Here is a 26,251-nt window from a genome sequence, read left to right as displayed (position 1 = left end):
TAATCGTGACGAAAATGCCGGTTACACGGCAGCATTCGCGTCCCCGTCTCTATAGTGAGTGATCGTGCGCCAGCCTGAGAGCGTCAGTCCCACCGACAGCGCCAGCCGTACCGACACCGACAGCGCCGGCCACACTGACAGCGACCGAGCGGTCGAAGCGCTGGTTGGCCCACCGCCGAAGAAGACGGACTTCCGCGACGATATCGAGGGTTTGCGCGGCTTCACCCTGTTGGCCATTGTCGGCTGGCACATTTCCATGCCCGGGGTCAGCGGCGGCTTCGTCGGGCCGGACATCTTCTTCGAAATCTCCGGCTTCGTCATCACCGGGCAGCTCTGGAAGCAGGTGAGCAACACCGGCACCGTCGGGCTGCGCAAGTTCTATGGGGCGCGGTCCCGCCGACTGCTGCCGGTATCTGCCACGGTGGGTGTCATCACCGCGATCGCCGCGGCGCTGCTGCTGCCGGCGGTGGCGGCCCAAGGGGCGTTGAAGGACGCCATCGCCTGCGCGCTGTACGTCCCCAACTTCTGGTTCATCGTCCAGCAGGTCGACTATTTCTCCGGCGGCACGCCCTCGCCGTTCCAGCACTACTGGACTTTGGGCGTGGAGGAACAGTTCTACCTGCTGTGGCCGCCCATGATCGTTGGCACGGCATGGCTGATCCGGCGTCTGCATCGACGCAGGAAAACTGATGCGCCGCCAGCAAACAAGCCGTCCAAGACGCCGTACCTGGTGCTGGTGACGCTGATCGCGCTCATCTCTTTCGCGCTGTCGCTGCTCGTCACCTACGTCATGCCGCTGGCGGCGTACTTCTCGCTGTTCACCAGGGCCTGGCAGTTGGCCTTGGGCGCGTTGGTGGCGCTGACCGCCGAGTACTGGAGCCGGCTCCCCGAACGGGCCGCGGTTCTCATCGGATGGCTCGGGCTGGCGATGGTGCTGTGGGCCTGCGTCACCTACACCCCGGACATCCCCTATCCGGGTACTGCCGCGCTGCTTCCCGTCTTGGGCACGGCCTTGCTGCTCGGCGCCGGTTGTTCGATATCGACGCGCGGCGCCGGCCGGATCCTGGGTTGGTCACCGATGCGGGTGGTCGGCCGGTTGTCCTACTCCTGGTACCTCTGGCACTGGCCGGTGCTGGTGTTCGCGCCGATCATCATCGGACACCCGCTGGGGCTGTTCGGCAAGTTCATGGCGGCCGTTGTCGTTTCCGGTGGGCTGGGTTGGCTCACGCTGCGTTTCATCGAGAACCCACTGCGTTATGCCGCGCCGCTGCGCAAGTCGCCGGGCAAGAGCCTGGCGGCCGGCGGGCTCGCCACCGCCCTTGCCGCCTGCGTGGGCGTGGCGCTGCTGATGTGGGTGTCCTCGATCCCAATGCCGGTGGCCGTCGCGCACGGTGCGCAGGCAAAGGCGTTGACCATCACCGCACCGCCGACACCGACGGGCGACGACGTCGCTGCCTACGACGCGGCAGTGCAGAACGTGTTCGCGCAGGTGCAAGCGGGGGTCGCGGCATCGGCAGACCTGCGAGACGTGCCGTCGAACCTCGACCCCTCACTCGCCGGTGCGTCTGGAGAACTCGGCGCGATGATGTTCGACGGCTGCCTGCGTCTGCCGGTCCAAGCCGGGACACCCGAATGCGCAACGGGCGATGTCGCCGCCAAGACCACGGTGGCCGTGATCGGCGACTCGCATGCCTCGATGTGGATTCCGGCGTTTCAGCAGATCGGCACACAGCGGCCGTGGCGGATCGAGACCATGGCCAAGGCGGCCTGTCCCATGATGGACTTGCCGATCGCCAACCGCTTCGCTGCCCCCCTGCTCGAGTACTTGCAGCACTGCGAGCAATGGCGTGGTCAGGTCATGGCCCGACTACGCGCCGAGCACCCGAAGTTGGTGGTGCTGAGCGTGTTCCGTGGGTATATGGCCAAGAACAGTAATGGTTTCCTGTCGGGTTTCACCTCGTACGACCCGGCGTGGATCGGAGGGTTGAAGGGCCTCGTGCAACAGTTGCGAGGCATCGGCGCCAAGGTGCTGGTGCTGGGACCGCTGCCACGATTGACTGCGGCGGTGCCCGCTTGCCTGTCCGAGCACCTTACTGACGCGACGGCCTGCTCGCCCCCCATGTCGTTCGCCTTCGACCGGGCCGGTATCGCCGCCGAGGCCGCGGCCGTGAAGGCCGGCGGTGGACAGTACGCCGAACTCGAGGAGCTCTTCTGCACCAAGAACCGCTGCCCCGTGATCATCGGCAACACGCTGGTCTACGTCGATGCGGGTCACCTGACCCTCGAATACTCCCGGCTCATCTCACCGGCGATCGCGGCCCTGGCCGACCGCGCGCTCGCCCAGAACTAGAACAGTCGGGGCGTTTTGGTCACGCATCCAGGCGGGCGAATTTTCCCTGACGATAGAGCTCGACGCACAGGGCCCGGCGCACTTTGCCGCTGGTGGTCACCGGGATCGAACCTTGTGGCGCCAGCACCAGATCGGCGACCGCCAGCCCGTGCGAGTTCGAAATAGCCGAAGTGACTTCGCGTTTGACGTAGTCGAGGCGTTCGGTCTTCTCTTCGGGATTGTCGAACTTCTTCCTGATCTCGAGGATCGCGACCAGCTTCTCGATGCCGTCCATCGGAACCGCGATGGCCGCGCATCGATCCGGGCTGATCGTCTGGATCGTCGCCTCGATGTCGTCGGGAGAATGGTTGCGCCCGTAGACAATCAGCAGGTCTTTGATGCGGCCGACGATGTAGAGCTCACCGTCGGAAAGGAATCCGGAATCGCCCGTTCGCAGCCAGGGACCCTCCGGTGTGCCCTCCGAGGGGTTGACGATGGTGGCGCCGAAGGTGCGGGCACTCACATCGGGCTTCTCCCAGTAGCCGCGCGAGACATTGTCGCCCAGTCCCCAGATTTCACCGACCACGCCATCGGGGCATTCCCGTCCGGTGTCCGGGTCGACGATGCGCACCAGCTGCGTGTCGACCACGCCGTAGCTGACAAGCGGTGCGGTGCTGTCACTTGCGGCGTCGACCGGCACCGCTTTGCCCTCGGGCAACTTCGTGGCGTCGAAATGAACGACTTTGGGCGGCTCGGCCACCCTGCGTGAGGCCATGAACACCGTGGCTTCGGCCATACCGTAGGACGGGCGAATCACCTTGGGATCCAGACCGAACGGGCTGAACCTGTCGATGAAGCGCTTGACAGTGACCGGCTGGACCCGTTCGGCGCCGCTGACGATGCCGTGGATGGTGGTCAGGTCCAAACCTTCCAGGTCCTCGTCCTTGGTCTTGCGGGCCGCCAAGTCGAAGGCAAAATTCGGTGCGGCGGTGAAGGCCTGGGTGTTGCTACCCAGCAGCTGTATCCACCGGGCGGGCCGCTGCAGAAACCCCATCGGGCTGGTCAGCTTGGCCGGAATACCACCCAGGATCGGCAGAATGATGCCCAGCACGAAGCCCAGGTCGTGGTAGAACGGCAGCCACGACACGATGGTGGAACCCGGCGGGGCCACCTTGCCGTGCATGCCGTAGAAGGCGCTCATGATCTGCTCGAAATTGGTGAATAAGTTGTCGTTCGACAACATCACCCCGGCCGGTGTCCGGGTGGACCCGGAGGTGTACTGCAGGTAGAGCGGGTCGAGGTGCTGCTCATAGGTGGCCCGTGCGGCCGGGCCCGGCCGTGCGTCGAGGTCCAGTTGATCGACTTCCAGGACGGCGGTGTCGTCCTGTCCGGGACGCGGCGTCACGTACGGCCGGACGTTGTCCACCACCGATGACGACGTGAGCACCACGGCCGGCGACGTGTCGGCCATCACCGACGTGGTGCGCTCGTCATGGGCGCCGCCCTGCGGCACCGAAAGCGGAACCGCGACGCGCCCGGCGTGCAACGAGGCCAGGAACCCGACGATGTAGTCCAGGCCTTGCGGCGCCAGCAGCAGCACCCGATCGCCGGTAGAGCCGTGTTGGGCGATCTGAGCGGCCAGGTTGAGCATCCGGCGGTACAGCTGCGACCAGGTCAGGGTGAGCTCGACGCCATCCCAGGATTGCTCGTAGTCGTAGAAGGTCAGCGCAATATCGTTGGGCTGCAAACTCGCACGCTCGCGCACCACCTTGGGAAGTGAGGATTCGACCACGGGCAACACACTACAGTCGCCGAGGACCCCTCTCTGCAAAACCCATAATCCGTAAGACCCGGTACGACGGGCGTAGGCTTCTAGCCCTTGCGCACCTGGCAGACCCACGATTCGCGGTGCCACACGGGCGCAGTACCGCCCGTCATATCTCGCGCTGGCTACAGGCGCTGCTCGTGATGCCCGAGTGGCGACAACTCGTGCAACTAATTCGTCAGTTACGCCACGAGATACGCGCCAACCTAGTAGCGTTCCTCCTGATGTGGACCTACGTGCTGTGCCTAGGATTCGGGGTGCTAATCGACCCCGCGCGAATCGGAATCGCGGCAATCCTGACATCTCGACGGCAGGCCTTGCGGACTCTGGTCGCGTACTGGTTCGGCGGCATCATCGCAGGCGTCGGAGTTGGAATTGCAGTACTCGTTCTGCTGCACGATATTGCGCTCGGCGCGATTCAATCCGCGATGTCCACAATTAACGAGATAAGGTCTGAAGTCATAATTTTGTCCGGCGGGCGCCTTCAGATCACGCTTGGTTTGATCGCGATGCTCTGTCTAGCCGCAATGGTGGCCCGGGAACGGGCGCGGAAAACTGCGCCGGCACTCGTAGGGCCGGACGGAGAGATCATGGCCAGCGAGATGGGGCCGCCGCGAATCCAAACCCCCATGTCGCGAATCGCGGCACGCACCCAGAGCATGCTGGAAGGTGGACTTGCCTGGCCTGCTTTCTTGGTGGGCCTCGGAGCGTCGGTGCCGCCCATCGAAGGACCGATGGCGTTGACGGTCATTATGGCCTCGGGTGCGGGTACCAGCACGCAATTCAGCGCCTTCCTCGTGTTCATCCTCTTGGTACTGGTGTTTGTCGAGATTCCACTTATTTGTTACCTGGTGGCACCACGGCAGACCCAGGCGGCGATGCTACGGGTGAACACTTTGCTGAGGACTTATCGTCGGCAGATCATCCAGGGCACGCTTGCGCTGGCGGCGATAATTTTCATGTCTCAGGGCATCGGCCATCTCTAAGCCAACTCTCGATGCTCTACTTGCTAGCTTCCCGCCTGCCGCATGCCCACATTCGGTTTGCGACTGCTAACCCGCCGGGTCAGCGGCGGAGAACTGGTAAGTCCGCGATGCAACTAGCGTGGCCTTCGTGAAGCCACATGAGGACGGCCAAGGATCACCGGCACCGCTGGTCTCGGTGTGCATTCCGATGTACAACAACAGCGCCACCATCGCACGGTGCCTACAAAGCATCCTGGATCAAGAGGGCGTGGAGTTTGAGATCGTGGTCGTCGACGACGACTCGCCGGACGGTTGTGCTGATATCGCCGCAGCGATGCTCCGGCCCGGAGACCGACTGATTCGCAACGAGGTACGACTCGGGCTCAACGGCAACCACAACAAGTGCATGGAAGTCGCGCGCGGTGACCTTATCCAATTCGTCCACGGAGACGACTGGTTATTGCCGGGTGCTCTACAAACGCTGGCGCGGTGTTTCGATGATTCGAGGATCGGTTTAGCTTTCGCACCCCGTCAGATGGTGTACGAAAATATCCCCTTCACGATGCGTATAGGTCCCCGGCACATCTATTTCTTGCGGCTACGTGAATTCAACGAAGGCCCGTCGCTGGTTGCGCAGATGCTCCTGTTCGGTGGGTCCGGTAACTTCATCGGCGAACCGACCTGCGTGATGTTTCGGCGCCAGCTGGCCCTCGATGTCGGGGGCTTTCGAACTGACATCTATCAACTTGTCGACTTGGACTTCTGGTATCGCCTGATGTTGCGGTCGGCGGTCTGCTTTGTACCGAAGAAGTTGTCGGTCCGCACTAACTCGGCCGGCACAGAATCAGTGCGCAATTTCCGATCGCAACGCAGTTGGCTCGACCGCCTGCGGATCCTCACGTGGCTGATTGTGGATCCGGCTGCACCCAGGGCGATTCGTCGCATGGCCAGGGCGTGGTGGGTACTCACTTGGCTGGGCGTGCACGTGCGGGTGTTGGTGTTTGGACCGCAACGCGAGTCTCGATTGAAGCTGATTGCGCAGGCGCCTGTCCGCGAGTTCGCTCACGCTGAGCAATTGAGGGATGGGGGCCTACTTGCCACCTCGGCCATTTGAACCGCGGCCGTCCCCTCGTAACCACCCGTACCGTGGATAACCGCCTCGCGCACATTGATCAGACGTCCTATCTTGGGCTGCGCACGCTTGGGTACGCAACGCTCGTGCAAGTCACGTGGATCTACGACCGACCCGCCAATCTCGACGGTCTACGTCGCTTTCATCGAAATCTCGGCCACAGTCTGTTAGGGCGCCGAATCGAGCGGTCTCCGTTGCCCTTTGCGAGGGATCGGTGGGTGCTCGCTCGGGGTCCAGAGGACATCGACGTCGCCGAAGCACCCCGGCCACGGACGGATCTGAATGCCTGGACGTACGAGCGGGCTTGCCTCCCCGTCGACCCCGAGTTCGGGCCCAGCTGGCATCTCGGAGTTCTGCCGCTTGAGGACGGAGGAACCGCTATCACCCTGGTGGCTTCCCACACCGTCGTGGACGGCCTTGCACTTGGCCAGGTGGTAGCTGACGCAGCCACGGGCATAACGCATGACTTCGGTTATCCGCTTCCAGGCTCGCGTACACGCCGCCAAGCCCTGCTGCAGGATGGCCGACAGACTCTTGCCTCGGCACCGGAGCTGGCACGGGCGTTGACCGCGATCGTGCGGCTCGCTCGGCGCGGCCGTCCCGAACTTGCCTCATCGATCGCGACGGCACCTCCTGCACCGCGGCAGACTAGCCGTGATCACGCAACAGTGGTCCCCACTCTGACCGCATATGTCGATCTCGAGCGTTGGGATGCACGCGCCAGGGAGCTTAACGGGACGAGTAACTCGCTGTTCGCGGGCGTTGCTTCCAGGCTGGGGGTCAAAATGGGGCGCGTGGGAAACGACGGTTCAGTCACTCTGGCCTTCCCGGTCGGTGCACGGTCCGAAAGCGACACGCGCGGAAACGCATTGACATTCACCACGGTGACGGTTGACCCAGCGCACGTGACGTCAGACCTTCGAGAAATCAGGCTCAAGCTCAAGCAGGCTCTCAGTGAGCTTGCGGAGAAACCCAACGAGATGTTGGCCGTCCTGCCGCTGGCATCGATGACACCGAGATGGATAGCACGACGACTGATCGGGGCCGGGCTGGGCACATCCGTTCTGCCCATCGGTTGCTCCAATCTCGGCTCGCTACATCCCGCGGCGGCACGGCCGGATGGAACAGATGCCGACTATGCGTCTGGGCGGTTGATCGAACCGGGCATTACGACGGGCACTCTCGAACGCATCGGCGGTCAGCTCTTTGTGGCCTCGGGTCGGATCCTCGGAAAGGTCTTCCTCACCGTCGTTGCCTACCGACCGGGGGGGCCAAACTCCCGAACGGAGTTGCGCGAGCTCGTATCTCGTACATTCGCCGAATTCGATCTGGCGCCGAAGATCGAGTGAGTCCGCGCCCGAGAACGCATCAGACGGAGAACGATCTTTCATGGCAGCCCAGAAGCGACTTCATCGCGAGTACGCAAATTCAGGCCGATTGCCGAGTCCTGTACCTTAAAATCCGGGCGGAGAGGCGGTCTAACGGACCTAAGCGCAACGTCGGGCTGATGACAGCGGCGGGGTCGACGACAGGAATGGAAACCGAGTGAAGCGAGCGCTGATAACCGGCATCACCGGGCAGGACGGCTCGTATCTCGCGGAACTCCTCCTCAGCAAAGGATATGAGGTTCACGGGCTGATCCGTCGAGCGTCGACGTTCAATACCTCGCGGATCGACCACCTCTATGTTGATCCTCACGACCCCGGTGCGCGCCTGTTCCTGCACTATGGTGACCTGATCGACGGTACTCGGTTGGTGACGTTGCTGAGCACCATCGAACCTGACGAGGTATATAACCTCGCGGCCCAGTCGCATGTGCGAGTGAGCTTCGACGAACCCGTGCACACCGGCGACACCACTGGTATGGGTTCGATTCGACTACTGGAAGCCGTCCGCCTGTCCCGGGTGCAATGTCGCTTCTACCAGGCATCGTCTTCGGAGATGTTCGGCGCATCCCCGCCGCCACAGAACGAGTCGACGCCGTTTTATCCTCGGTCGCCGTATGGCGCGGCCAAAGTGTACTCGTACTGGGCGACCCGTAACTATCGCGAAGCCTACGGACTGTTCGCAGTGAACGGCATCTTGTTCAATCACGAATCACCAAGGCGCGGTGAGACGTTCGTAACGCGCAAGATTACGCGTGCCGTGGCACGCATCAAGGCCGGCCTGCAGTCCGAGGTCTTTATGGGCAACCTCGATGCGGTTCGCGACTGGGGGTATGCGCCGGAGTACGTCGAAGGTATGTGGCGAATGCTGCAGGCACCTGAGCCCGACGACTTCGTTCTGGCGACGGGGCGCGGCTACACCGTCCAGGAATTCGCCCAGACTGCCTTCGATCACGCCGGCCTGGATTGGCGCAAGCACGTGAGATTCGACGAACGCTATCTACGGCCCACCGAGGTCGATTCGCTGATCGGCGATGCAACCAAGGCCGCTCAAACGCTCGGGTGGAAGGCGTCAATCCACACTGCCGAATTAGCCCGAATCATGGTGGATGCGGACATTGCCGCCCTAGAGTGCGAAGGCACACCCTGGGTCGACGAACCGATATTCGCCGGAGAGAAATGACCGCTGCCTATCCAATCGGAGCCCTTGACCGCGCGGCTCCGATCTACATCGCCGGGCATCGCGGACTAGTCGGCTCTGCCTTGGTGCGGAAGTTCCTCGGTGAAGGATTCACCAATCTCGTTCTGCGGTCGCGGGACCAACTCGATTTGACCGATCGCGCCGCGACGTTCGACTTCATGGCCACATCCAGGCCTCAGGTGGTCATCGACGCGGCGGCCCGGGTGGGTGGCATCATGGCAAACAGCACCTACCCGGCCGACTTTCTCTCGGAAAACCTGCAGATCCAGGTCAATCTGCTCGACGCAGCGGTGGCGATGCGGGTACCGCGGTTACTGTTTCTGGGCTCGTCGTGCATTTACCCGAAGTTCAGTCCGCAGCCGATCCGAGAGAACGCGCTGCTTACCGGGCCGCTCGAGCCGACCAACGACGCGTACGCTATCGCCAAGATTGCCGGGATTCTTCACGTGCAATCGGTGAGGCGTCAATACGAGTTGCCGTGGATTTCCGCGATGCCCACGAATTTGTATGGGCCGGGAGATAATTTCTCCCCGTCCGACTCGCATCTGCTGCCGGCACTCATTCGTCGGTATGACGAAGCGAGAGCTACGGGCGCACCGGCGGTTACGAACTGGGGCAGCGGGACACCTCGGCGTGAGCTGTTGCACGTCGATGATCTTGCAAGTGCGTGCTTGCACTTGCTTGAACACTTTGACGGGCCGAATCAGGTCAACGTCGGTACCGGCGTCGACCACACGATCCGCGAAATCGCCGAAATGGTAGCCAAAGCGGTCGGCTACCGAGGCGAAACTCGTTGGGATGCAACCAAACCGGATGGCACGCCCCGAAAGGTGCTGGACGTTTCGTTGCTACGGGAGGCAGGGTGGCAGCCCAGCATCGCGCTCGCTGACGGCATCGCGTCAACCGTCGCGTGGTATCGGGAGAACGCCGCCGGGGTGAGGCAATAGATGGACGACGTGAGTGTGACAAGGTGAGTTTCTTTCATCGTGCCCGCGCAATCATGCAGCGTGGCGGCATCGAAGTGTCCCGGTACCGTCCTGATCTGGACTTCAAGCGCAATTTCTTGCGTCAACTGGAATCGCACCAAGTCAACGTAGTTCTCGATGTCGGCGCCAACTCCGGGCAGTACGGCGCCGGTCTGCGTGCAGCGGGATTCAAAGGGCAAATAGTCTCGTTCGAACCGCTGTCGGGACCATTCAAGAAATTGCGGCGCGAGGCCTCCGGCGATTTGAGATGGGAGTGCCGACATTGTGCGCTGGGTGACTATGACGGCGTTACATCGATACATATAGCGGGCAACTCGGGCGAAAGCAGCTCAGTATTGCCTATGCTAGAAACTCATCGGGAAGCCTATCCCCCAGCTAATTATGTCGGGGTCGAAGAAGTACCGATACACCGACTCGACTCTATAGCCGCGGAAATCTTGCGACCAACCGACGTCGCATTTCTCAAAATTGATGTTCAAGGCTTCGAGAAGCAAGTGCTGGCAGGAAGCACGTCGACGGTAAGCGAGCATTGCGTCGGTATGCAACTCGAACTGTCGTTCGTGCCCCTCTACGAAGGCGGCATGCTCATACGCGAGGCACTCGATCTCGCGCATTCGCTGGGCTTCACGTTGACCGGGCTACAACCTTGTTTCACGGATTTACGCAACGGTCGAATGTTGCAAGCCGACGGCACGTTCTTCCGTGAGGATGATTAGTGGACGATCCCGGGAGAGCACCCGAGTTCTCGATCATCATTCCGACCTTTAATGTGATGTCGACCCTGCGGGCCTGCCTGAACAGCATTGCCGTTCAAACGTTCCGCAGCTTCGAGGTCGTCCTGGTCGACGGCGGGTCCACGGACGGAACTATGGACGTCGTCGAAAACTACCGCGCCAGCTTCGGCCAGCGTCTTATCCTCCATTCCGGCCCGGACAAAGGCCCTTACGATGCCATGAACCGCGGCGTAGGCATGGCCAGCGGTGCATGGCTGTTTTTCCTTGGAGCCGATGATGCACTCTACGAGTCGGATACCCTGGCTAAAATAGCCAATTTCGCCAGCGAGCAGGAGAACGCGGATCTTATATATGGCGACGTGATCATGCGCTCGAAGGGAACCCGGTACGCCGGAATATTCGACCTTGACCGTCTGGTATTCGAGCGGAACATATGCCATCAGGCGATTTTTTACCGCCGCGAACTTTTCAGCAATATCGGCCCCTACAACCTGCGTTATCGGTTATGGGCCGACTGGGACTTCAATATTCGCTGTTTTTCCAACCCGGCACTCGTGACTCGGTACGTGGATATCGTTGTTGCTGACTACAACGATATTAGCGGTCTGAGCAAAAAAGAGGACAAAGAATTCAAGAAGCGATTGCCTGTGTTCATCGGCGCGGGGTGTCTGGAGGTGCTGCGCCGAAAGCTACGGAAACCGGAAAGGGGTTCGTGACTGATCAACGAAATTGACGAAATGGTGAGTGCCGGCGCGCGCGCACTTGCGACAAAGGCGATCGGCGACGACCGAATACTTGTCACCGGCGCATCAGGTTGGCTTGGAAGGACTGCTCTGGACCTGTTGGCCCCCTTGGATCTGCCCACCCTAGCGCTGGCCAGTCGAGCCCGGACTATCCAAGTTGATGGTCGCGATATCGAGTGCCGCGTGTGGGACGAGCGGGAGGTGGCCGATTTTGCCCCGACCGTCGTGCTGGACTGCGCGTTTCTCACCCGCGACCGAGTCGCCGAGTTGTCGCTCGATGAGTACATTTCGGCTAATCGGACACTGACGGATCGCCTGCTGCACGCCACACGACTGCCAGGCGTACGTCTTGTACTTACGGTTTCCAGCGGAGCGGCTGTTTACCCGAAAGACGCTCTCACAGCTCCGATTGAGGACAACCCGTACGGCTACCTCAAGCGTGAGGCAGAAATCCGCATGAACGAAGCCGCCGCCGAGACTGATGCGGTTCCCGTCGTGGTGCGGGCGTGGAGCATTTCCGGCGCCCATGTGCAAAAACCCGAGGGTTACGCGCTCGGCTCCATGATCCGCGATGCTGCGGCGGGGTCCATCCGAATCATGGCGCGCCGACCGGTATTTCGTCGCTTCGTGCTCGCTGAAGAGTTACTGGCAATAGGTCTGGCCGAGGGAGGCGTGGGACCCGCCACGGTTGACAGTGGCGGCGAGCTGGTCGAGATGGCTGAGCTAGCTGCACGGGTTGCGTCAGTGATCCGTCCCGACACAGTGATCAGCCGCGGCGAAGTCAAGCCCGGTAATCCAGATCGCTACCATTCCGACGGCCAGGATTGGGAAATGCGCTGCCGGAAATGGGATTTGGCGAGCCTGCCCCTTGATCGCCAGATTGAGATCACGGCCCGCGGAGTGCTGGGCCGCAACTAATTCGGCGTCACGCTGCGGTCAAACTGGAATGGCGAGCACTCCCAAGCGGCCCATCCGCAAACCCCCGACACTCGCGGTTGGGTCGGCCTGCGTGCAGACTACTCGGAAATTTCCCGCGGCAAGCAACGCCCGCAACGATTTCGTCGAGAAATAGTTGATGTGCTCGCTCTGCTTGACGGCCCCAAGTCGCGGTACGGTGCGACCCAGGTTCCGCGCAACGCCGGCAGCGAAATCTGCAGCAACCCAACTGCCATGGGTGGCTGACACCCAGTCGAGAAAGCGACGGTAGCGCTCTCCCCCATGCCAAGGGCGGACCTTCGGCCGGTCCAATGGAACCTCAACGTAGAACAGCCCATCCTCACCGATAGCGGCCCGAACTTCCTTGACCAGCGCCGCAGGGTCCACGAGGTGCTCGAGCAAATGAGCCGCGATGACCAGATGGGGTTGTTCTGGTAGCTCCACCAGCGATGCCGCCGCCCGTACACCGTCCACCAGTTTCTTGCCCGAAACCTCAATAACGTACTTCGGGCCCGCGTAGCCTACGGGAAAGAACTGACCTTCATCGCCGCCGTAGTCGACGATGTTGCGCAACTCATTGATGTTGGTATAGGACGCAACGATCCCGGTCAGGAACCCGACGCGTTCGGCAGCACCCTCCGATCCAGGCTCCGTCGCCGAATTCACGTTGCGTGAATACCAAGGCTCCCAACGTCGCCGTATTGATAGATACCGGCCGTTCCGGTACCCCGAATACATTGCATCGAGAGCCTTCTCGTCGAATCGATGCGAGAAGTAGACCAAATCGCAAGTGACGCAACAACACAACGCCGTGCGCCGCTCGGCGTCCGCTGGGTCACCTTGGAGCTCCAAAATGAATGGCGCGATCCTGCCATGGGCTTGGACAGTCGCGGCAGCACCGCAGATCGGACACAGTGTGGGTGCACCGGCTTGCTTCCCGTCGGGGGCGGGCAGCTGAGCGGACTTCGCCATGACCTCGTCAGAACCCGCGGTCGAGGATGAACTGACGCAGGTAGTCCGACTCGGCATAGGGACCGTCGACGTGTTCGATCGTCAGTGGCTCATCCACTTTGATCGGCTCGGTGAGCTTTTGACCGTTCAGGATCTCTCGACAGGAAAGCTGGCCTTTACGAAGAGGAATGGCTAGGTAAAAATCGTCGTTGAAGGTAGCGCTGTGGAATTCGTAGCCCGGCTCTAGGTCACGCTTGGCGTAAGCACCGCGGACCAATGCATCCAGGTACTGGATCTCCTCTTTCGGAAGCACCCGGCGGCGGTCTGATGAACCACCGCACATCTCTTCGGCTTTCCGGAAAGCCTTGAACCATGTGTCGATTTGCTCGGGAAGTGAGCAATAGGACGAGACGGGTACGTCGTCGTAGTCGATGTCGACGTGTCGCTCCCAGGTCCGCGCCCCCTTCGCGTAAGAAATCAGCATGCTTGAGTGCCAGTCGTGATACTCATGGGTCGACAGACCGATTACATGGTCGTCGTATCGCGAACGTAGATAGTCGATTTGGTTGAGTTCGAGCTGGTAGTCCTCGGAAGGGTAGAGACTCACACAGTGGTTGATCGCCAGTGGAATGGCGCGATGCTCAAAGAACGTCACGACATCGTCAAGCGACTTCTCATTCGCACCGCCGGACGAGATAATCGTCGGGCGCCGCGTGGAGGCGATCTTCTCTAGCAAAGGCCAGTCGTTGCAATCGGAACTCGCCACTTTGATGATCGGAAAGTCGAGTTCAACGCACAGATCGACGGACGTTTCGTCGAACGGAGTGGCCATCGGAATGCAGCCGACGCGCCTGGTCTCTTCGGCCAGCACTTTGAAGTTCGCCTTGGACAGTCGGGTCGCCTCAGTCTTGCTGATGTAGCGAATCTCCTTATTGCCCTTGAAGTCGTCATGGATAAAGTTCTCGACGTCGCGGAACTGGAATTTGATCGCGGCCTTGACCGAGTTGTAGCGGACCACCCGACCGTAGTCGCTCACAATCTTCTTGCCACGCTCCAAGTCGCCCCAGTGATTGTTGGCCGCCTCCAGTACAAAGAGGTTCTCAAAAATTTCACGGTCTCGCTGGCTTGGCTTGTTCATACGATCGTGCCTCCCTCGTCACGTCGACGCCTTAACGCGCTCCATTCTGCGACATGCGTACCAATTTCGTGGCGTAACGGCGTTATTAGCTGGATCATGTGCTCAGGCTTGGGGTACTGCCGACTTGAGGTGGACGAGAACGCGTTCCTCCACCGCGGTTGGCAGCGGCGGACTCATCCGGTGCAACGGGTTGGACTTCATCGAACCGTCTGGCTGCACCGCCGAGCTGATTTTCGGGTAGTAGGTCTGCTCGGGGTCTACTGGGACCTCGATCAGTGCAGGACCGTCTGCTTGAAGCAGCTCAGTCACACCGGAAGCATCGAACAACGAACGCAAGTCACCACCGTCCGTGCCGGCTTTGACTTCGATTCGTGCATACGGAATGCCGTACGCCTTGGCCAAATCCTGCCAGTTCGGCAGGCCCAGGCCAGTCGTGGCATCGCAGCCGATCCAGGCTCCGTTGAAGTAGTTGCGCTGCGTCATCCGGATCGACGCGTAGCCGTTATTCACCATCAAGAAAACCTTGAGCTTTACTCCAGTGACCGCGAGCGTGCCGAGTTCTTGCAGATTCTGCGCGAACCCGCCGTCTCCCTCGTTGAGCAGAACTTGCCGACCGGGGTTAGCCAGCGCAGCGCCGATGGCGCCGGAGAGCCCATAGCCCATGCTCGCCAACGACTTGTCGCCGACGACCTTCTGGTCAGCCCGCAGCTGGAGGGCCTGCATAGCTACGACCTCCGCGTTGCCGCTGCTACACGGCAGGACGACCGCGTCTGGTTCGGCGATGTCACACAGCTGCATCGCGAACTCATACGGTTTGACAAAGCCGGGAGAGGTAACGTTTTGCGGGTCGTTGAGGGGCAACTCGGCCCGTACAGAAGCGATGAACTCCCGCCACGTTTCCCACCGCGCCGGATCGCCGAGATCGGCGGCGTACAGAGCGGCCAGGAATCGGTTGGCTTCCCCACACAGTGGCAAATCGACGCGTGGGTGTCCTTTTTCCAACTCCGCGGCGTCGATATCGACCTGGACGACGCGCCCTACCGGCACGAACTCCTCCCAGGCAAAGCCGGTTTGCTGCAAACCCAACCGGGTGCCGATTGCGACCACCAGGTCTGACTGCTGAATAAGGATGTTGGCCGCCCGGGGTCCAGCGCCGTTGGGGCGCCCCGCGTAAAGCGGGTGCTCGGTCGGAACCCGGTCGATGCCGTTCCAGGTCGTCATGAGGGGGATGCCGGCTGCTGCGGTCCGCTCCCCCAGCGCTCGAACGGCGCGACGGCTCACCCCACCACCGATGAGGATGATTGGGCGCTCCGACTCGCGCATCCACGCGGCAACCCGTTCGACCTCGGCCGCGGGCACGTCATCCAGAGCGGCCGCCTCGGGGACCGCCGGGCTCTCCGGCGCCGGGATCGTGGGTGCCGCCTGGGCATCGAGGCAGACCTCGAGAAATACCGGTCCCTGCCGTGGCGTGCGACCATCGAGGACTGCGTCTAGGACGATGTCGCGTTCGACCGGTCGTTCAATGCGTAACGCCCGCTTGGTAATACTGCTCACCAGCTCGACGCCGTCGATCTCCTGGATGCCACGCTGACGTACCGAACCGCGGCTCAGATCGCTGCTCTTGACCTGTCCGCCGATGACCAACAATTCACGGCTTTCCTGCCAAGCTCCGGCAATGCCCGTTAGCGCATTCGTAATGCCGGGCCCGGCGGTGACCAGGGCCATCGCACGACCGGCACCGTCATCGCGTGAAGCATTGAAGTGTTCCACCGCGATCGCGGCACCTACCTCGTGAACAAAGGGCACACACACCATCCGGGTTCGGACTGAATCGAGAAGGTGCATGATGTTGCCGCCGGCGACGAAGAAGCAATGGGTGTAACCGGCGCCGACCAACCAGTCGATCAGCTGGTCACCGTATTTAGTTGGCGCTGTCATAACCCGACTTTCCTGGTCACAACGAAATTGGGGCGTTGTTTGACTTCCTCGTAAATGAGCGCCAAGTATTCGCCGACGACCCCGAGGAGCAATGTGACAACACCGAAACCGATCAGCATGATGCAGATCAAAGAGCCGTACCCGGGAAATGGCACCCCCATTAGGAAGAAGCGCACAGCGAGCAGAACCACGGAGACGGCTGCGAGACCACTCAAGGCAAAGCCGGTGAGCGTGATAAGCCGCAGCGGCATGTAGGAATGGGCAAGGATACCCTTGCCTGCCAGGTCGATTACGCCAAACGTGTAAGCCTTGGATTCCCCTGCGAAACGAGGTGCCCGCTTCATCGGCAGGCCGATCGATTTGAAACCGACCCAGGAGAACAGGCCCCGAACGAACCTATTGCGTTCATCCATCGCGCGCACCGCCTCGTAAACTTTGCGGTCCACCAAACGAAAGTCGCTAGCGTTCTTGGTGATCCGATCGTCGGTGAGGTAACCGGCGAGCCAGTAGAACAATTGTGAGTTCATCCTGCGGATGGGACCGACGCCACCCCGTTCGGTGACAACTCCGTAAACGTTTTCGTATCCCTGTTCCCACGCGCGAATCATGTCGTGGATGAACTCGGGCGGGTCCTGCAGGTCGGCGGTCATTAGTACGACGGCATCGGCATCCACCACGTTGAGACCGGCGGTCAGCCCGCCATCCATCCGGAAGTTGCGGGCCAGTTGCAAGATCTTGAAACGCGGGTCCGCCTCATGAATTGCAAGCAGTTTGTCCATCGTGTCATCGGTCGAACCGTTCTCGATGATGATCGCCTCGAAGTCGTATTCCGGCTCGGAGTCGAACACCTTTGCGAGCTGCCGGGCTAATTCTTCGACGCACTCACTTTCATTGAAAGCGGGCGAGATCACTGCGATTTTCTTCTTCACTGCCGCACCTAACTCCACACTTTCCAGGGTGGGTTACCACCGCTCCAGAGGTTGTTCAGTAATTGCGATTCCCGGAAAGTATCCATCGGCTGCCAGAATCCGTGGTGCGGGAATGCGGCGATTTGACGATCCTCGGCAAGCCGCAGCAAGGGCTTATCCTCGAGGACCGTTTCGTCGCCTTCTAGATAATCGAACACTCCCGGCTCAAAAATGAAGTAGCCGATGTTGATCCAGTCCTCGGTTTTGGGCTTCTCTCGAAATTTGGCAACGGCTCCGTCTTGTTCGAGGTCAATGACTCCGAACCGGCTCATCGGCTGGGTCGCTGTCACGGTCGCGATCTTGCCGTGCGCGCGGTGAAACTCGATCAGCGCGGGAATGTCCACGTCCGCGATCCCGTCGCCGTAGGTGCACAGAAAGGTCTCGTCGCCCACGTACTTCCGAATGCGCTTGATCCGACCTCCGGTCATCGTGTCCAGACCTGTATCGGCAACCGTCACCTGCCAATTGAATTCATCGTGAGACCCGTGGTACTTGATGCTGGACTGGTCGCCAAGTGTGATGGTGAAGTCCAGGTTGGACACCCCATAGTTGGAGAAGTAGCCCTTGATGTATTCGCTCTTGTAACCCGTGCACACCACGAACTCCGAAATGCCGTGGTGGCCAAGGATTTTCATGATGTGCCAAAGCACAGGGCGACCGCCCACCTCCACCATCGGCTTCGGGCGGAACTCGGTCTCCTCACGCATACGGGTGCCGAGGCCGCCCGCGAGGAGCACGGCTTTCATTACCATTGTTCCAATCTCAAGTAGTTTGTCCCCCAAGCGCGGTTTCGCTGACGTGGCGTCGCGCAGATGACACACTAGCAACGCAGCGACGCGGCCGGAGGGGTTTTGAGGCCGCCGCATAATGTTCCACATACACAGCTTTGAGGAGATGTCATTTCAAGACTCGATACCGATGAGTTTGGGGAGGGCGGGCTCGAGCAGGATCGCGAGGACATCCTCGCGGCGGTTCGCGGATACGCCAAGCGCAAGCTCGTGACATCGGAATTCGTCGCTGGCGAGACGCCCGTCCCAGTCTCAGGCAAGGTCCTGGATCCGGAGGATTTCGCCGCACTCGTCGACGCATCTCTGGACGGCTGGCTGACCGCCGGCCGGTTCCATCCGCTGTTCGAGCGCGCTCTGTACCGCTACGTGGGAGCCCGCGGCGCCGTTTTCGTCAACAGCGGGTCCAGCGCCAACCTGTGTGCTCTCAGCGCCCTGACCAGCCCCAAGCTCGCCGGCAACAAAAAGCGTTTCGGCAAGGGGCCACTTCAGCCCGGCGACGAAGTGCTCACCGTGGCCGCCGGCTTCCCCACGACCGTCAACCCGATCATCCAAAACGGCATGCGGCCGGTGGTGGTCGACATCGAGTTGGGCACCTACGACGCCATCCCGGAGCGGCTGCGTGAGGCCGTCGGGCCCAAGACACGGGCCATCATGATGGCACACACCCTGGGCAATCCGTTCGACCTCGACACCGTGCGGGAGCTGTGCGACAAGCACGGCCTGTGGCTGATCGAGGACTCCTGCGACGCACTCGGATCGACCTACGACGGCCAACGCACCGGCAGTTTCGGCGACACCGCGACCGTCAGCTTCTACCCCGCCCACCACATCACCACCGGTGAAGGTGGCGCCGTATTCGTCAAGTCGGCACTGGTACGCAAGCAGGTCGAGTCGTTCCGCGACTGGGGCCGGGACTGCTACTGCGCCCCCGGGAACGACAACACGTGTGAGAAGCGGTTCGAATGGCAACTCGGCGACCTGCCGAAGGGCTATGACCACAAGTACATCTACAGCCACATCGGTTACAACCTGAAAGCGACCGACATGCAGGCCGCTCTGGGGCTGTCGCAGCTGGCCAAGATCGACGGGTTCGTCCAGGCACGAAAAGAGAACTTCGACTACCTGACCTCGAAGTTGACCGGCACCGAGGGACTGATCCTGCCGGTCGCCACCCCCAAGTCGGAACCCTCCTGGTTCGGCTACCCGATCACTCTGGATCCCGAGCACCCCGTGGAGCGCACCAAGTTCATGCGCTTCCTCGACGAACGCAAGATCGGCTTCCGGCAGCTGTTCGCCGGCAACCTCGTCAAGCAGCCGGCCTATCGCAACGTCGACTTCCGGTTCGTCGGAGACCTGACCAACACCGACATCGTCATGAACCGCACGTTCTGGGTCGGCACCTATCCCGGTCTGACCACACCGATGCTGGACTTCGTCGCGGACTCGATCCGCGAGTACATGGCCGAAGCCGCGCGATAACCGTGCATTACCTCATCACCGGGCACACCGGGTTCAAGGGGCCGTGGCTGGTGCTACTGCTGCTGAGCCGCGGCCACCAGGTGTCCGGTCTGGCCCTGAATCCCGATGACGGCAGCCTGTTCCAACGGGCCGGGCTGACCGAACACCTGGTGAGCGACTTCCGGGTGGACATCCGCGACGCAGAAGCCACCGCCGCGGCGGTCAAGGCGGCCGCCCCCGACGTCGTGGTGCATATGGCCGCCCAGTCGCTGGTCCGCGAGTCGTATCGCAACCCGCGGTACACCTACGAGACCAACGCGATCGGGACCCTCAACGTGCTGGAAGCGGTCGGCGCCACCCCCTCGGTGCGCGCACACGTGGTCATTACGACCGACAAGGTCTACCGCAACGTCGATCAGGAGGCCGGATACGTCGAAACCGACCCCCTCGGCGGTGATGATCCCTACAGCGCTTCCAAGGCGATGGCTGATCTGTTGGCCCAGTCCTGGATTCGCAGCTTTCCAGGTGTGCCCACCGCAATTGCGCGGGGCGGCAACGTCATTGGCGGTGGCGACGTCAGTCACGATCGGCTGCTACCAGATCTGGTGGCCGCCTATGCCGATGGCAGGGCGCCCCAATTGCGGTTTCCGCGCGCGGTGCGACCGTGGCAGCACGTACTGGATTGCCTTAACGGGTATCTCGTCCTTGCCGACGCGCTGCTAACTGGTTCCGGTTTGGGTCAGTGGAACTTCGGGCCGGGCCGCGACAGTTTCGTTCAGGTCGGCGAGGTCGCGACGCTGGCCGCCGAATTATGGGGCGGCGGTGCTCATTGGCAACCGCAGCCTGGCGACCACCCCCACGAGGCGAACCTGCTGGCCCTCGACGCCGGCAAGGCGGAACGTGAACTGGGCTGGCGCAATCGGCTCGGCTTTCGGGATGCCGTCACGTGGACAATCGACTGGGCTCGGCGCGTGCACGAAGGCGCCGACCCGCTGGCGGTGACTCAAGAACAGATCGCCGCGTTCGAGAGCCTCGGATGACCGAATTTGACCTGCCACCACAAGCTGCGCCCCCTGGGCCGCTGATCCGACTGGTTCACGATCAGCGGGTAGCGTTCCTGATGGTCGGGGTGATCAACACCGTCGTAGGGTTCGCGATATTCATTGCCTGCTCGGTGACCGTGGGCCACCTCGTTGACCATCGATTCGGCAAGGTCGCCGGATCACTGGTGACCGTCGGCGTCGCGCACGTACTTGCTGTGTTATCAGCTTTCGTGTTGCATCGACGGTTCGTGTTCCACGTTCGCGGACACGTTTTTCGCGACCTGGTGCGATTCTGGAGCGTCTACCTCACCGGGCTCGCAGTGAACATTGTAGTGTTACCTCTGCTGGTCCAGATGGGCCTGAACCGCATTGCGGGACAAGGGATCATCGTCGCATCCACCACATTTCTGAGCTACTTCGGCCACCGGCACTTCTCGTTCCGGCGCAGCGGGGACGACGCTGAAGATGAGACGCCGAGCCCCTAGTGCCACCGAGGGGATAAATGTGAGGCTATCGGCCGACACGCCTCGAAAGGTCGCTATCTCGATCCGTGAGCAGCTTTCAGGCGTCCTTCAACAGTCCGAGCGCACGCTACTAATCGGCACCATCCTTCTGATGTCAGCGGTGGCGGCGGCCACGAGCTTCGTACTCACCCAATACTTCTCCAAAGACGTAATCACATCTCTGTTCTATCTACGCGACGATTGCCGGGACGACATGGTCAAAGGCGTCGGGCGCCACTGCTTCACCGATTATGCGGATCTGGTGGCTTTGATGCAGCAGCCGGACCCCTGGCATCACTACTTCGTCTCTAGCACCGGTGTGTACTCGGCAGCAGCGCTCATGCCGTTTCGGCTTTTTGCGCTCTTAGGTAGCTGGTTGGGTGTGCCGCAACTGGTCTTGTTCGGATACCTGATCGCTCTGACCATGGCGGTCCTTACTCCCGCCTTCTGGGCCGCTCGGGGCGCACGTGGTCTGGAAAGGCTCGTGATTTTCGTGGCTTGCGGCGCGGCCGCCATTCCGGCATTGGTCGATGTCGATCGAGGTAACTCGACCGGGTTTGTAGTGCCGATCATGCTGGTGTTTTTGATTGCATTGTGCAGACAACGGTGGGGGGTGGTCGCAGTGATGGTGATCTTGGCTGCGCTGGTCAAACCACAGTTCGCCTTGTTGGGAGTTGCGTTACTCGCGGCTCGTCAATGGAGATTGGGCGGCATCGCGGCCGTCGGGGGCATACTATCCAACCTCGCGGCGTACTTGCTGCTGACGCCGCATGACTTTCCGCGAACCATCGTGCAGACAGTCGACAATATGCGCGGTCATAATTCGGGAAACCTTAATCAGAGTTTGCTGCTCGTCTCCTATAACGTGTCCTTCGGCAGGGGACTCCTATTGATCCCCGATGCCATCAAGAACGGGGCGGGCGACTTGCATGTTGGCTACCTCAGCGGTGCGCGCTCATTGATCGGATATGGCGTACTTGTCCTGATTGTCGGTTGCTTGTTCGCCCTCGGAAGACGCGTCCCCCCGGTGATGGTCGGAATCGCCCTGCTAGCTACCGCCTCGCTTTCCCCGCCGTTGGTTTACCACTACTACCTCGTTTTCGTGTTACCAGTCGCAGCGCTGCTGATACGCGACCCGGACGGCCCTCCGGGATCGGGAATCTTTGACCGACTCGCAACAATTGAGGACGGTCGTCGCGCAGTCGGGATCTGCGTCAGTCTCGCCGCCGCACTTAGCATCGCCCAGACACCACTGCCTTTCTCGCCAATCATCAGCGCATGGACTGGCCGCCTGGATCTCGTGGAAACCACTGCGGCGTTGGCTCCCCTCTTGTGGCTGCTCGCATGCGCGGCAATCGTCGTCTCTTACGCCCGTAAACCGTGGTCAAAAAGCCGTGAAGACGTCTCTATACCAGTGTCAAGTCAACCTGTTACGGCGAACGCATCCTAAAGTTAAGCTTAACGGGTGCTAGTCGGATCACTATTGCGGCAACACGCCGCAATCGACATTTATGTTCTGGCCGGTAATGGCCGACGCTGCCGGTGATGCGAGATAGAGACAGAGATCGGCGACTTCGCCGCCCGTTGGCAAGCGGCGCAAGGCGGATTGCGTTGCAGCAAAATTGGCCAGCCAATCCTCAACGCTGTCGCCACCGGGCGGAGCTTCGGGCCGCCGCAAACCCTCCATCAATCCATCCGTGGCTACCAGCACCGGGCAGACACCGTTGACACGAATTCCCTTGGGCCCCAACTCCTTGGCAAGAGCCTGAGTGATGCCGTTCATGCCGAACTTCGACGCGCAGTAAACAGTGTTGTTCGGAGTTCCGCGCTTGCTGGCGATGCTGGAGACGTTAATAATGACCCCGCCAGAAGGCATGGCACCCGCAGCGGCTTGGCAACCAAATAGGCAACCCTTCAGGTTAGTGGCGATCATGTTGTCCCAAAAAGCCTCATCAATGTTCTCGAGTGACCGCCATTCCGAGTAGCCGGCGTTGTTGACAAACACGTCGATGCTGCCGGATTTCGCCGCGGCATTTACCACAGCCTGCAGATCTTCGGGATCGCGTACGTCGCAGGCGATGAAGCGCATGCGCTCAGAAAATTCATCAGCGAAGCCGTTGTCGCTGCGTGAGGCGACGATGACGTCGTCGCCGTGGTGGTGGAAAGCGCGGGCGATATCCTGACCGATGCCTTTGTTACCGCCGGTAATGACTACTGTTCGTGGGTTAGTCACGAGTCCCCTCAAATTGACATGGCGCTAAAACCGCCGTCAACTGCGATCTCTGCGCCGGTGACGAAGCTGGCGGCATCCGACAGCATCCACAGAGACGCTCCGACCAATTCGCTCACTTCTCCGTAGCGGTTCATTGGAGTATGGCCCAAGATCGCTGCTTCCCGTTCGGGAGTAATGAAATTCTTGCGATTCCAGTCGGTGGGAAAGAATCCGGGGCGTAAGGCGTTTACCCGCACTCTCGCTGGAGCCCATTCCCGCGCCAAGTTTTTAGTCAGATTGACAATCCCAGCCTTCGCAACCGAATAGGCGTAGGCCTTCGATAGGGGTGGACCGGCAGACGCAGAAGATATGTTCATGATCGCGCCGTATCCGCGATTCACCATGTAACCACCCAGGACTTGGCAACCCAGGAGGGTACCGGTGAGTTGAGTAGCGAGCACTTCATCCCATTCCTCGACGCTAATATCGAGAAATGGCGTCGGCGAATTTATACCCGCACCGTTGACAGCGATATGAAGGTCACCCCACTTTTCCAGAATTTCATCCAGCGCGGCCTCGAAATCGCTTTTGCTCCGGACATCGACACGCAGCGGGAGGGCTTGCCCGCCGAAGTCGCGGATTTCCGCCGCGACCGCTTCGGATTTCTCGATTCGCGAATCCAAGATAGCCACCTTGACACCCGCTTTTGCGAGCCCTCTGCTGATCTCGCCAATCAGATGCCCGCCGGCTCCGGTCAGCGCAGCGACTTTATCCTCTAGGTTAAACAGGTTAGTCAGGTAGTTCTCCATGCAGCGCTTCCTGTAGTGGGTGGCAGGCCTGGATTTCAGCGCGGCGCCTGCATATTCTGGCAGAACACTACCCCGCCGCGGATTCGGGTCGACGCCCCGGTCAGACCAATCCGGCTCGTCCGGCGCGCCACCGGACGAGGCCAGCAAGCTCGGGGGCGGGAAAACGGTGGTGCTTCCGACGGACTACCGGGTTTGGATCAGCAACCATTTATTGTCCCACTTAACGCTGTTGCCAAAGTCGCTCGTATAAACGACTTTCCACGCACCATCGTTGATCTTCTGCTCGATCATGTCGTTTAGCAACCGATGCGGCAGTGGGTTGCCATGGTTGTATACCACCTCGTGCAAGCGAAGGATTTTGAGCTCCCGCTGGAGGAAGATCCACTTCGGCGGCGAATTTCGCAGCTCAGTAATCAAATTTTGAATGGTTTGCTCACAGGATATGTCGAAAAATGTCTGGACCGCATTATTCCACGGCGGTATGGCGCAGAAATAGTTTGCATAAGGCAACGGAATGGACAACAGATCATTGTCCGGGCCCTTTTCTTCGATCGTCTCACAGACTGGCTTAATCATATGCAATAGCTCGGTGCTGATTACCATTGGGCCATAGTCGGGGTGGTGATACACAGTTCGACCGCTGAACATGGGCTTTTCCGAATACGTATGCCAGTGGCAGGGATCATGAAATCGGTAGACAACTGTGGAACAAATCAGCAGAACAGCGGAAGCGTACAGAAATTCTCTTATCCATTGCTTCTTGACGTGGATGGGCGAGCAAATAGCCAACACTACAATCAACACCGCCACCGGCGAATAAAGGTCAAAATGTGATTCACCTGAGGACATCGATGCCGAAGCCAATTGTCCGAGCGGTATGAAAATGAGGATCTCGCGGGTATCCCAATCGCGGACGCGGGGCGAGCCCAGTAGCCACAGGATAAACTTCCAACCCACCCATAAGCACAGCCCGTATGCCAAAATTACGAGCGGGCTGTAGATAATTACCAATGCAACATTGTCTCTAATTAAAGTCACATACAGTGCGTAAGCCCAGTCGATCATCATTGCGAGGCCAACCGCGGCGAAAACGATCCGCTTCCAGCCATGTTTGCGGCCCAGCGGGCGCAGCGCAAAAACCCAGATTAGCGCAAAAAAGGCGCACCCCGCCGCTACTGAGCTCTGAAATCCATGACACAGCCATACAACCCTGCTCCAGGGAAGCCGCAGAGGGTGCAACAAAATGTCCAACGTGCCGCCTTTATTGCCGGCAGCATTCAGAAGCGTCGACGTGACGTAGTCATGCAAGGAATCCCCGGTAAGGGCCACGACGATCTGGACGGTCAAGCCCGTCGCGACGCCGTAGGCGAGTAAGGACAAGAGTTTCCTCGCGGGTGCCAGGCACATGATGCCAAGTACCACAGCAACGATCAGCGCAGCACCGTCGTTGGGCCGGGTGGTCAGCGCCAGGCCGGATAGCGCGCCAAGTAACGCCACCATACCCTGGGCACGGACGGCGCTCGACGCTTTTTGCAAGGCCAGCAGCGCTAGCAGGGAATACAGGACAAAGCAGTCGGCAAGGACGTGGTAGTCGTCGAAGCGGTATGCCTCGAAGGAAACGGTGACAAAGAAAGCGCAGGCGAGCACGATCCCCTTGCCGGCGTCTGAAAGGCTCGTTCGCCGCATCAGCAAGCGAAGCGCCAGGCAGTACGCCACCAAATGAAGTACCGCCGGGATCTTCGAGACCAGCCATCCCTTGCCGAGCACGGCCATGAAGGCGCTGGTTTCGAGTACGTAGACCGGCTGCAACACCAGATGCATATCGGAATAGAGGTGTTTGCCGGCGGCAAAAAAAACGCTGTACCAATACCAAACTCCGTCGCTAGCGGCGTGAGTGTTCGCGATCATGGCGAGCCCGAACAAGACGCAGAAGGCGAAGGAAATATTTTGATATAGGTTGCTCTGGTTAGCAATCCGATCAGGCTGTTGCTTGATTGCGGGGACGTCCTCTGTCGCGAGAACATCCTCTTCCACGCGGACTGCGTTCTCGAACGGATCTTCGACGGCCGAAATCGGCTCTTCTAATGCCTCTACCCGCTGTTTCAACGCCTTTCCCCCTTACCCGACAACGCCACTGCCGGGCCGGCGCAGCCCAGCTAGCCGCCTATCCGTCAGCCCAGTGCCGACTTTGCCCACGAGGCTCTGAT

At 60.6% G+C, this 26,251-nt stretch carries 22 protein-coding genes; 13 read left to right on the top strand and 9 right to left on the bottom strand.

All coding sequences use genetic code 11. From position 1 onward, the window contains the following. Nucleotides 1-64 precede the first annotated feature (64 nt). Nucleotides 65-2,350: an acyltransferase family protein gene (locus tag MKCMC460_RS13310; protein ID WP_236975599.1), complete on the top strand. Its 2,286-nt coding sequence runs from the start codon at nucleotides 65-67 to the stop codon at nucleotides 2,348-2,350. Nucleotides 2,351-2,369: 19 nt separating this feature from the next. On the opposite strand, the gene MKCMC460_RS13305 is transcribed toward MKCMC460_RS13310, so the two are convergent. Next, nucleotides 2,370-4,127 carry an AMP-binding protein gene (locus MKCMC460_RS13305; protein WP_236975601.1) on the bottom strand — a complete coding sequence of 586 codons (1,758 nt, stop codon included), beginning with the start codon at nucleotides 4,125-4,127 and terminating at the stop codon, nucleotides 2,370-2,372. Nucleotides 4,128-4,378: 251 nt separating this feature from the next. Here MKCMC460_RS13305 and MKCMC460_RS13300 point away from each other — a divergent pair, with 251 nt between their 5' ends. From MKCMC460_RS13300 to MKCMC460_RS13265, 8 genes are all read left to right on the top strand, one after another. After that, a complete protein-coding gene (locus MKCMC460_RS13300; RefSeq protein WP_236975603.1) occupies nucleotides 4,379-5,140 on the top strand; it encodes a GAP family protein in 762 nt (253 codons plus the stop codon). A 127-nt stretch (nucleotides 5,141-5,267) separates the two neighbouring features. Then, complete coding sequence (locus MKCMC460_RS13295) at nucleotides 5,268-6,233, top strand: glycosyltransferase family 2 protein (RefSeq protein ID WP_255730605.1); 966 nt, start codon at nucleotides 5,268-5,270, stop codon at nucleotides 6,231-6,233. Nucleotides 6,234-7,045: 812 nt separating this feature from the next. Next, nucleotides 7,046-7,600 (top strand): hypothetical protein, encoded by a 555-nt coding sequence (locus tag MKCMC460_RS13290; protein WP_236975605.1) that lies wholly within the window; start codon nucleotides 7,046-7,048, stop codon nucleotides 7,598-7,600. Between the two features lie 196 nt (nucleotides 7,601-7,796). Continuing rightward, on the top strand, nucleotides 7,797-8,819 hold the full coding sequence (gene gmd, locus MKCMC460_RS13285) for a GDP-mannose 4,6-dehydratase (RefSeq protein WP_236975615.1): 1,023 nt from the start codon (nucleotides 7,797-7,799) through the stop codon (nucleotides 8,817-8,819). Beyond that, nucleotides 8,816-9,784: a GDP-L-fucose synthase gene (locus MKCMC460_RS13280; protein WP_236975617.1), complete on the top strand. Its 969-nt coding sequence runs from the start codon at nucleotides 8,816-8,818 to the stop codon at nucleotides 9,782-9,784. Before gmd ends, MKCMC460_RS13280 begins: the two co-directional genes overlap by 4 nt. Before the next feature lie 53 nt (nucleotides 9,785-9,837). Continuing rightward, entirely contained in the window at nucleotides 9,838-10,539 is a 702-nt protein-coding gene (locus tag MKCMC460_RS13275) for an FkbM family methyltransferase (protein WP_236984193.1), read from the top strand. Further along, nucleotides 10,539-11,273, top strand: a complete 735-nt coding sequence (locus MKCMC460_RS13270; protein WP_255735912.1) for a glycosyltransferase family 2 protein — start codon at nucleotides 10,539-10,541, stop codon at nucleotides 11,271-11,273. Before MKCMC460_RS13275 ends, MKCMC460_RS13270 begins: the two co-directional genes overlap by 1 nt. A 21-nt stretch (nucleotides 11,274-11,294) precedes the next feature. Continuing rightward, a complete protein-coding gene (locus MKCMC460_RS13265; RefSeq protein WP_236975620.1) occupies nucleotides 11,295-12,218 on the top strand; it encodes an NAD(P)-dependent oxidoreductase in 924 nt (307 codons plus the stop codon). Between the two features lie 18 nt (nucleotides 12,219-12,236). Here MKCMC460_RS13265 and MKCMC460_RS13260 read toward each other — a convergent pair whose 3' ends face one another. From MKCMC460_RS13260 to rfbF, 5 genes are all read right to left on the bottom strand, one after another. Next, nucleotides 12,237-12,902: a methyltransferase domain-containing protein gene (locus MKCMC460_RS13260; protein ID WP_236975622.1), complete on the bottom strand. Its 666-nt coding sequence runs from the start codon at nucleotides 12,900-12,902 to the stop codon at nucleotides 12,237-12,239. A gap of 313 nt (nucleotides 12,903-13,215) precedes the next feature. Continuing rightward, entirely contained in the window at nucleotides 13,216-14,325 is a 1,110-nt protein-coding gene (locus tag MKCMC460_RS13255) for an N-acetylneuraminate synthase family protein (protein WP_238305843.1), read from the bottom strand. 102 nt (nucleotides 14,326-14,427) lie between these two features. Next, the gene (locus MKCMC460_RS13250) at nucleotides 14,428-16,263 is read right to left on the bottom strand and encodes a thiamine pyrophosphate-binding protein (protein ID WP_238305841.1); all 1,836 of its coding nucleotides are present in this window, start codon (nucleotides 16,261-16,263) and stop codon (nucleotides 14,428-14,430) included. Beyond that, complete coding sequence (locus MKCMC460_RS13245) at nucleotides 16,260-17,192, bottom strand: glycosyltransferase family 2 protein (RefSeq protein ID WP_236975637.1); 933 nt, start codon at nucleotides 17,190-17,192, stop codon at nucleotides 16,260-16,262. The genes MKCMC460_RS13250 and MKCMC460_RS13245 overlap by 4 nt, the downstream gene beginning before the upstream one ends. Nucleotides 17,193-17,200: 8 nt before the next feature. Next, nucleotides 17,201-17,977 (bottom strand): glucose-1-phosphate cytidylyltransferase, encoded by a 777-nt coding sequence (gene rfbF, locus MKCMC460_RS13240; protein WP_236975640.1) that lies wholly within the window; start codon nucleotides 17,975-17,977, stop codon nucleotides 17,201-17,203. A gap of 153 nt (nucleotides 17,978-18,130) precedes the next feature. Between rfbF and rfbH the strand changes: the two genes are divergently transcribed. The 4 genes from rfbH (at nucleotide 18,131) to MKCMC460_RS13220 (ending at nucleotide 22,473) form a co-directional block, all read left to right on the top strand. Further along, complete coding sequence (gene rfbH / locus MKCMC460_RS13235; RefSeq protein ID WP_255731307.1) at nucleotides 18,131-19,498, top strand: lipopolysaccharide biosynthesis protein RfbH; 1,368 nt, start codon at nucleotides 18,131-18,133, stop codon at nucleotides 19,496-19,498. 2 nt (nucleotides 19,499-19,500) lie between these two features. Further along, complete coding sequence (rfbG, locus tag MKCMC460_RS13230) at nucleotides 19,501-20,517, top strand: CDP-glucose 4,6-dehydratase (protein ID WP_238305839.1); 1,017 nt, start codon at nucleotides 19,501-19,503, stop codon at nucleotides 20,515-20,517. Nucleotides 20,518-20,597: 80 nt separating this feature from the next. Next, nucleotides 20,598-21,005, top strand: coding sequence for a GtrA family protein (locus MKCMC460_RS13225; RefSeq protein WP_236975644.1), 408 nt, complete (start codon nucleotides 20,598-20,600; stop codon nucleotides 21,003-21,005). A gap of 19 nt (nucleotides 21,006-21,024) precedes the next feature. Next, nucleotides 21,025-22,473: a hypothetical protein gene (locus MKCMC460_RS13220; protein WP_238305837.1), complete on the top strand. Its 1,449-nt coding sequence runs from the start codon at nucleotides 21,025-21,027 to the stop codon at nucleotides 22,471-22,473. 30 nt (nucleotides 22,474-22,503) lie between these two features. On the opposite strand, the gene MKCMC460_RS13215 is transcribed toward MKCMC460_RS13220, so the two are convergent. From MKCMC460_RS13215 to MKCMC460_RS13205, 3 genes are all read right to left on the bottom strand, one after another. Then, nucleotides 22,504-23,256, bottom strand: a complete 753-nt coding sequence (locus MKCMC460_RS13215) for an SDR family NAD(P)-dependent oxidoreductase (RefSeq protein ID WP_238305836.1) — start codon at nucleotides 23,254-23,256, stop codon at nucleotides 22,504-22,506. Nucleotides 23,257-23,264: 8 nt separating this feature from the next. Then, nucleotides 23,265-24,044, bottom strand: coding sequence for an SDR family oxidoreductase (locus MKCMC460_RS13210; RefSeq protein ID WP_236975658.1), 780 nt, complete (start codon nucleotides 24,042-24,044; stop codon nucleotides 23,265-23,267). A gap of 183 nt (nucleotides 24,045-24,227) precedes the next feature. After that, nucleotides 24,228-26,150 (bottom strand): hypothetical protein, encoded by a 1,923-nt coding sequence (locus tag MKCMC460_RS13205; protein ID WP_238305834.1) that lies wholly within the window; start codon nucleotides 26,148-26,150, stop codon nucleotides 24,228-24,230. Between the last annotated feature and the right edge of the window lie 101 nt (nucleotides 26,151-26,251).

Source organism: Mycobacterium sp. 20KCMC460, from assembly GCF_022179425.1.
In the GTDB taxonomy this organism is placed as follows: domain Bacteria; phylum Actinomycetota; class Actinomycetes; order Mycobacteriales; family Mycobacteriaceae; genus Mycobacterium; species Mycobacterium kiyosense.
This window is presented reverse-complemented; position numbering and strand designations above follow the sequence as displayed.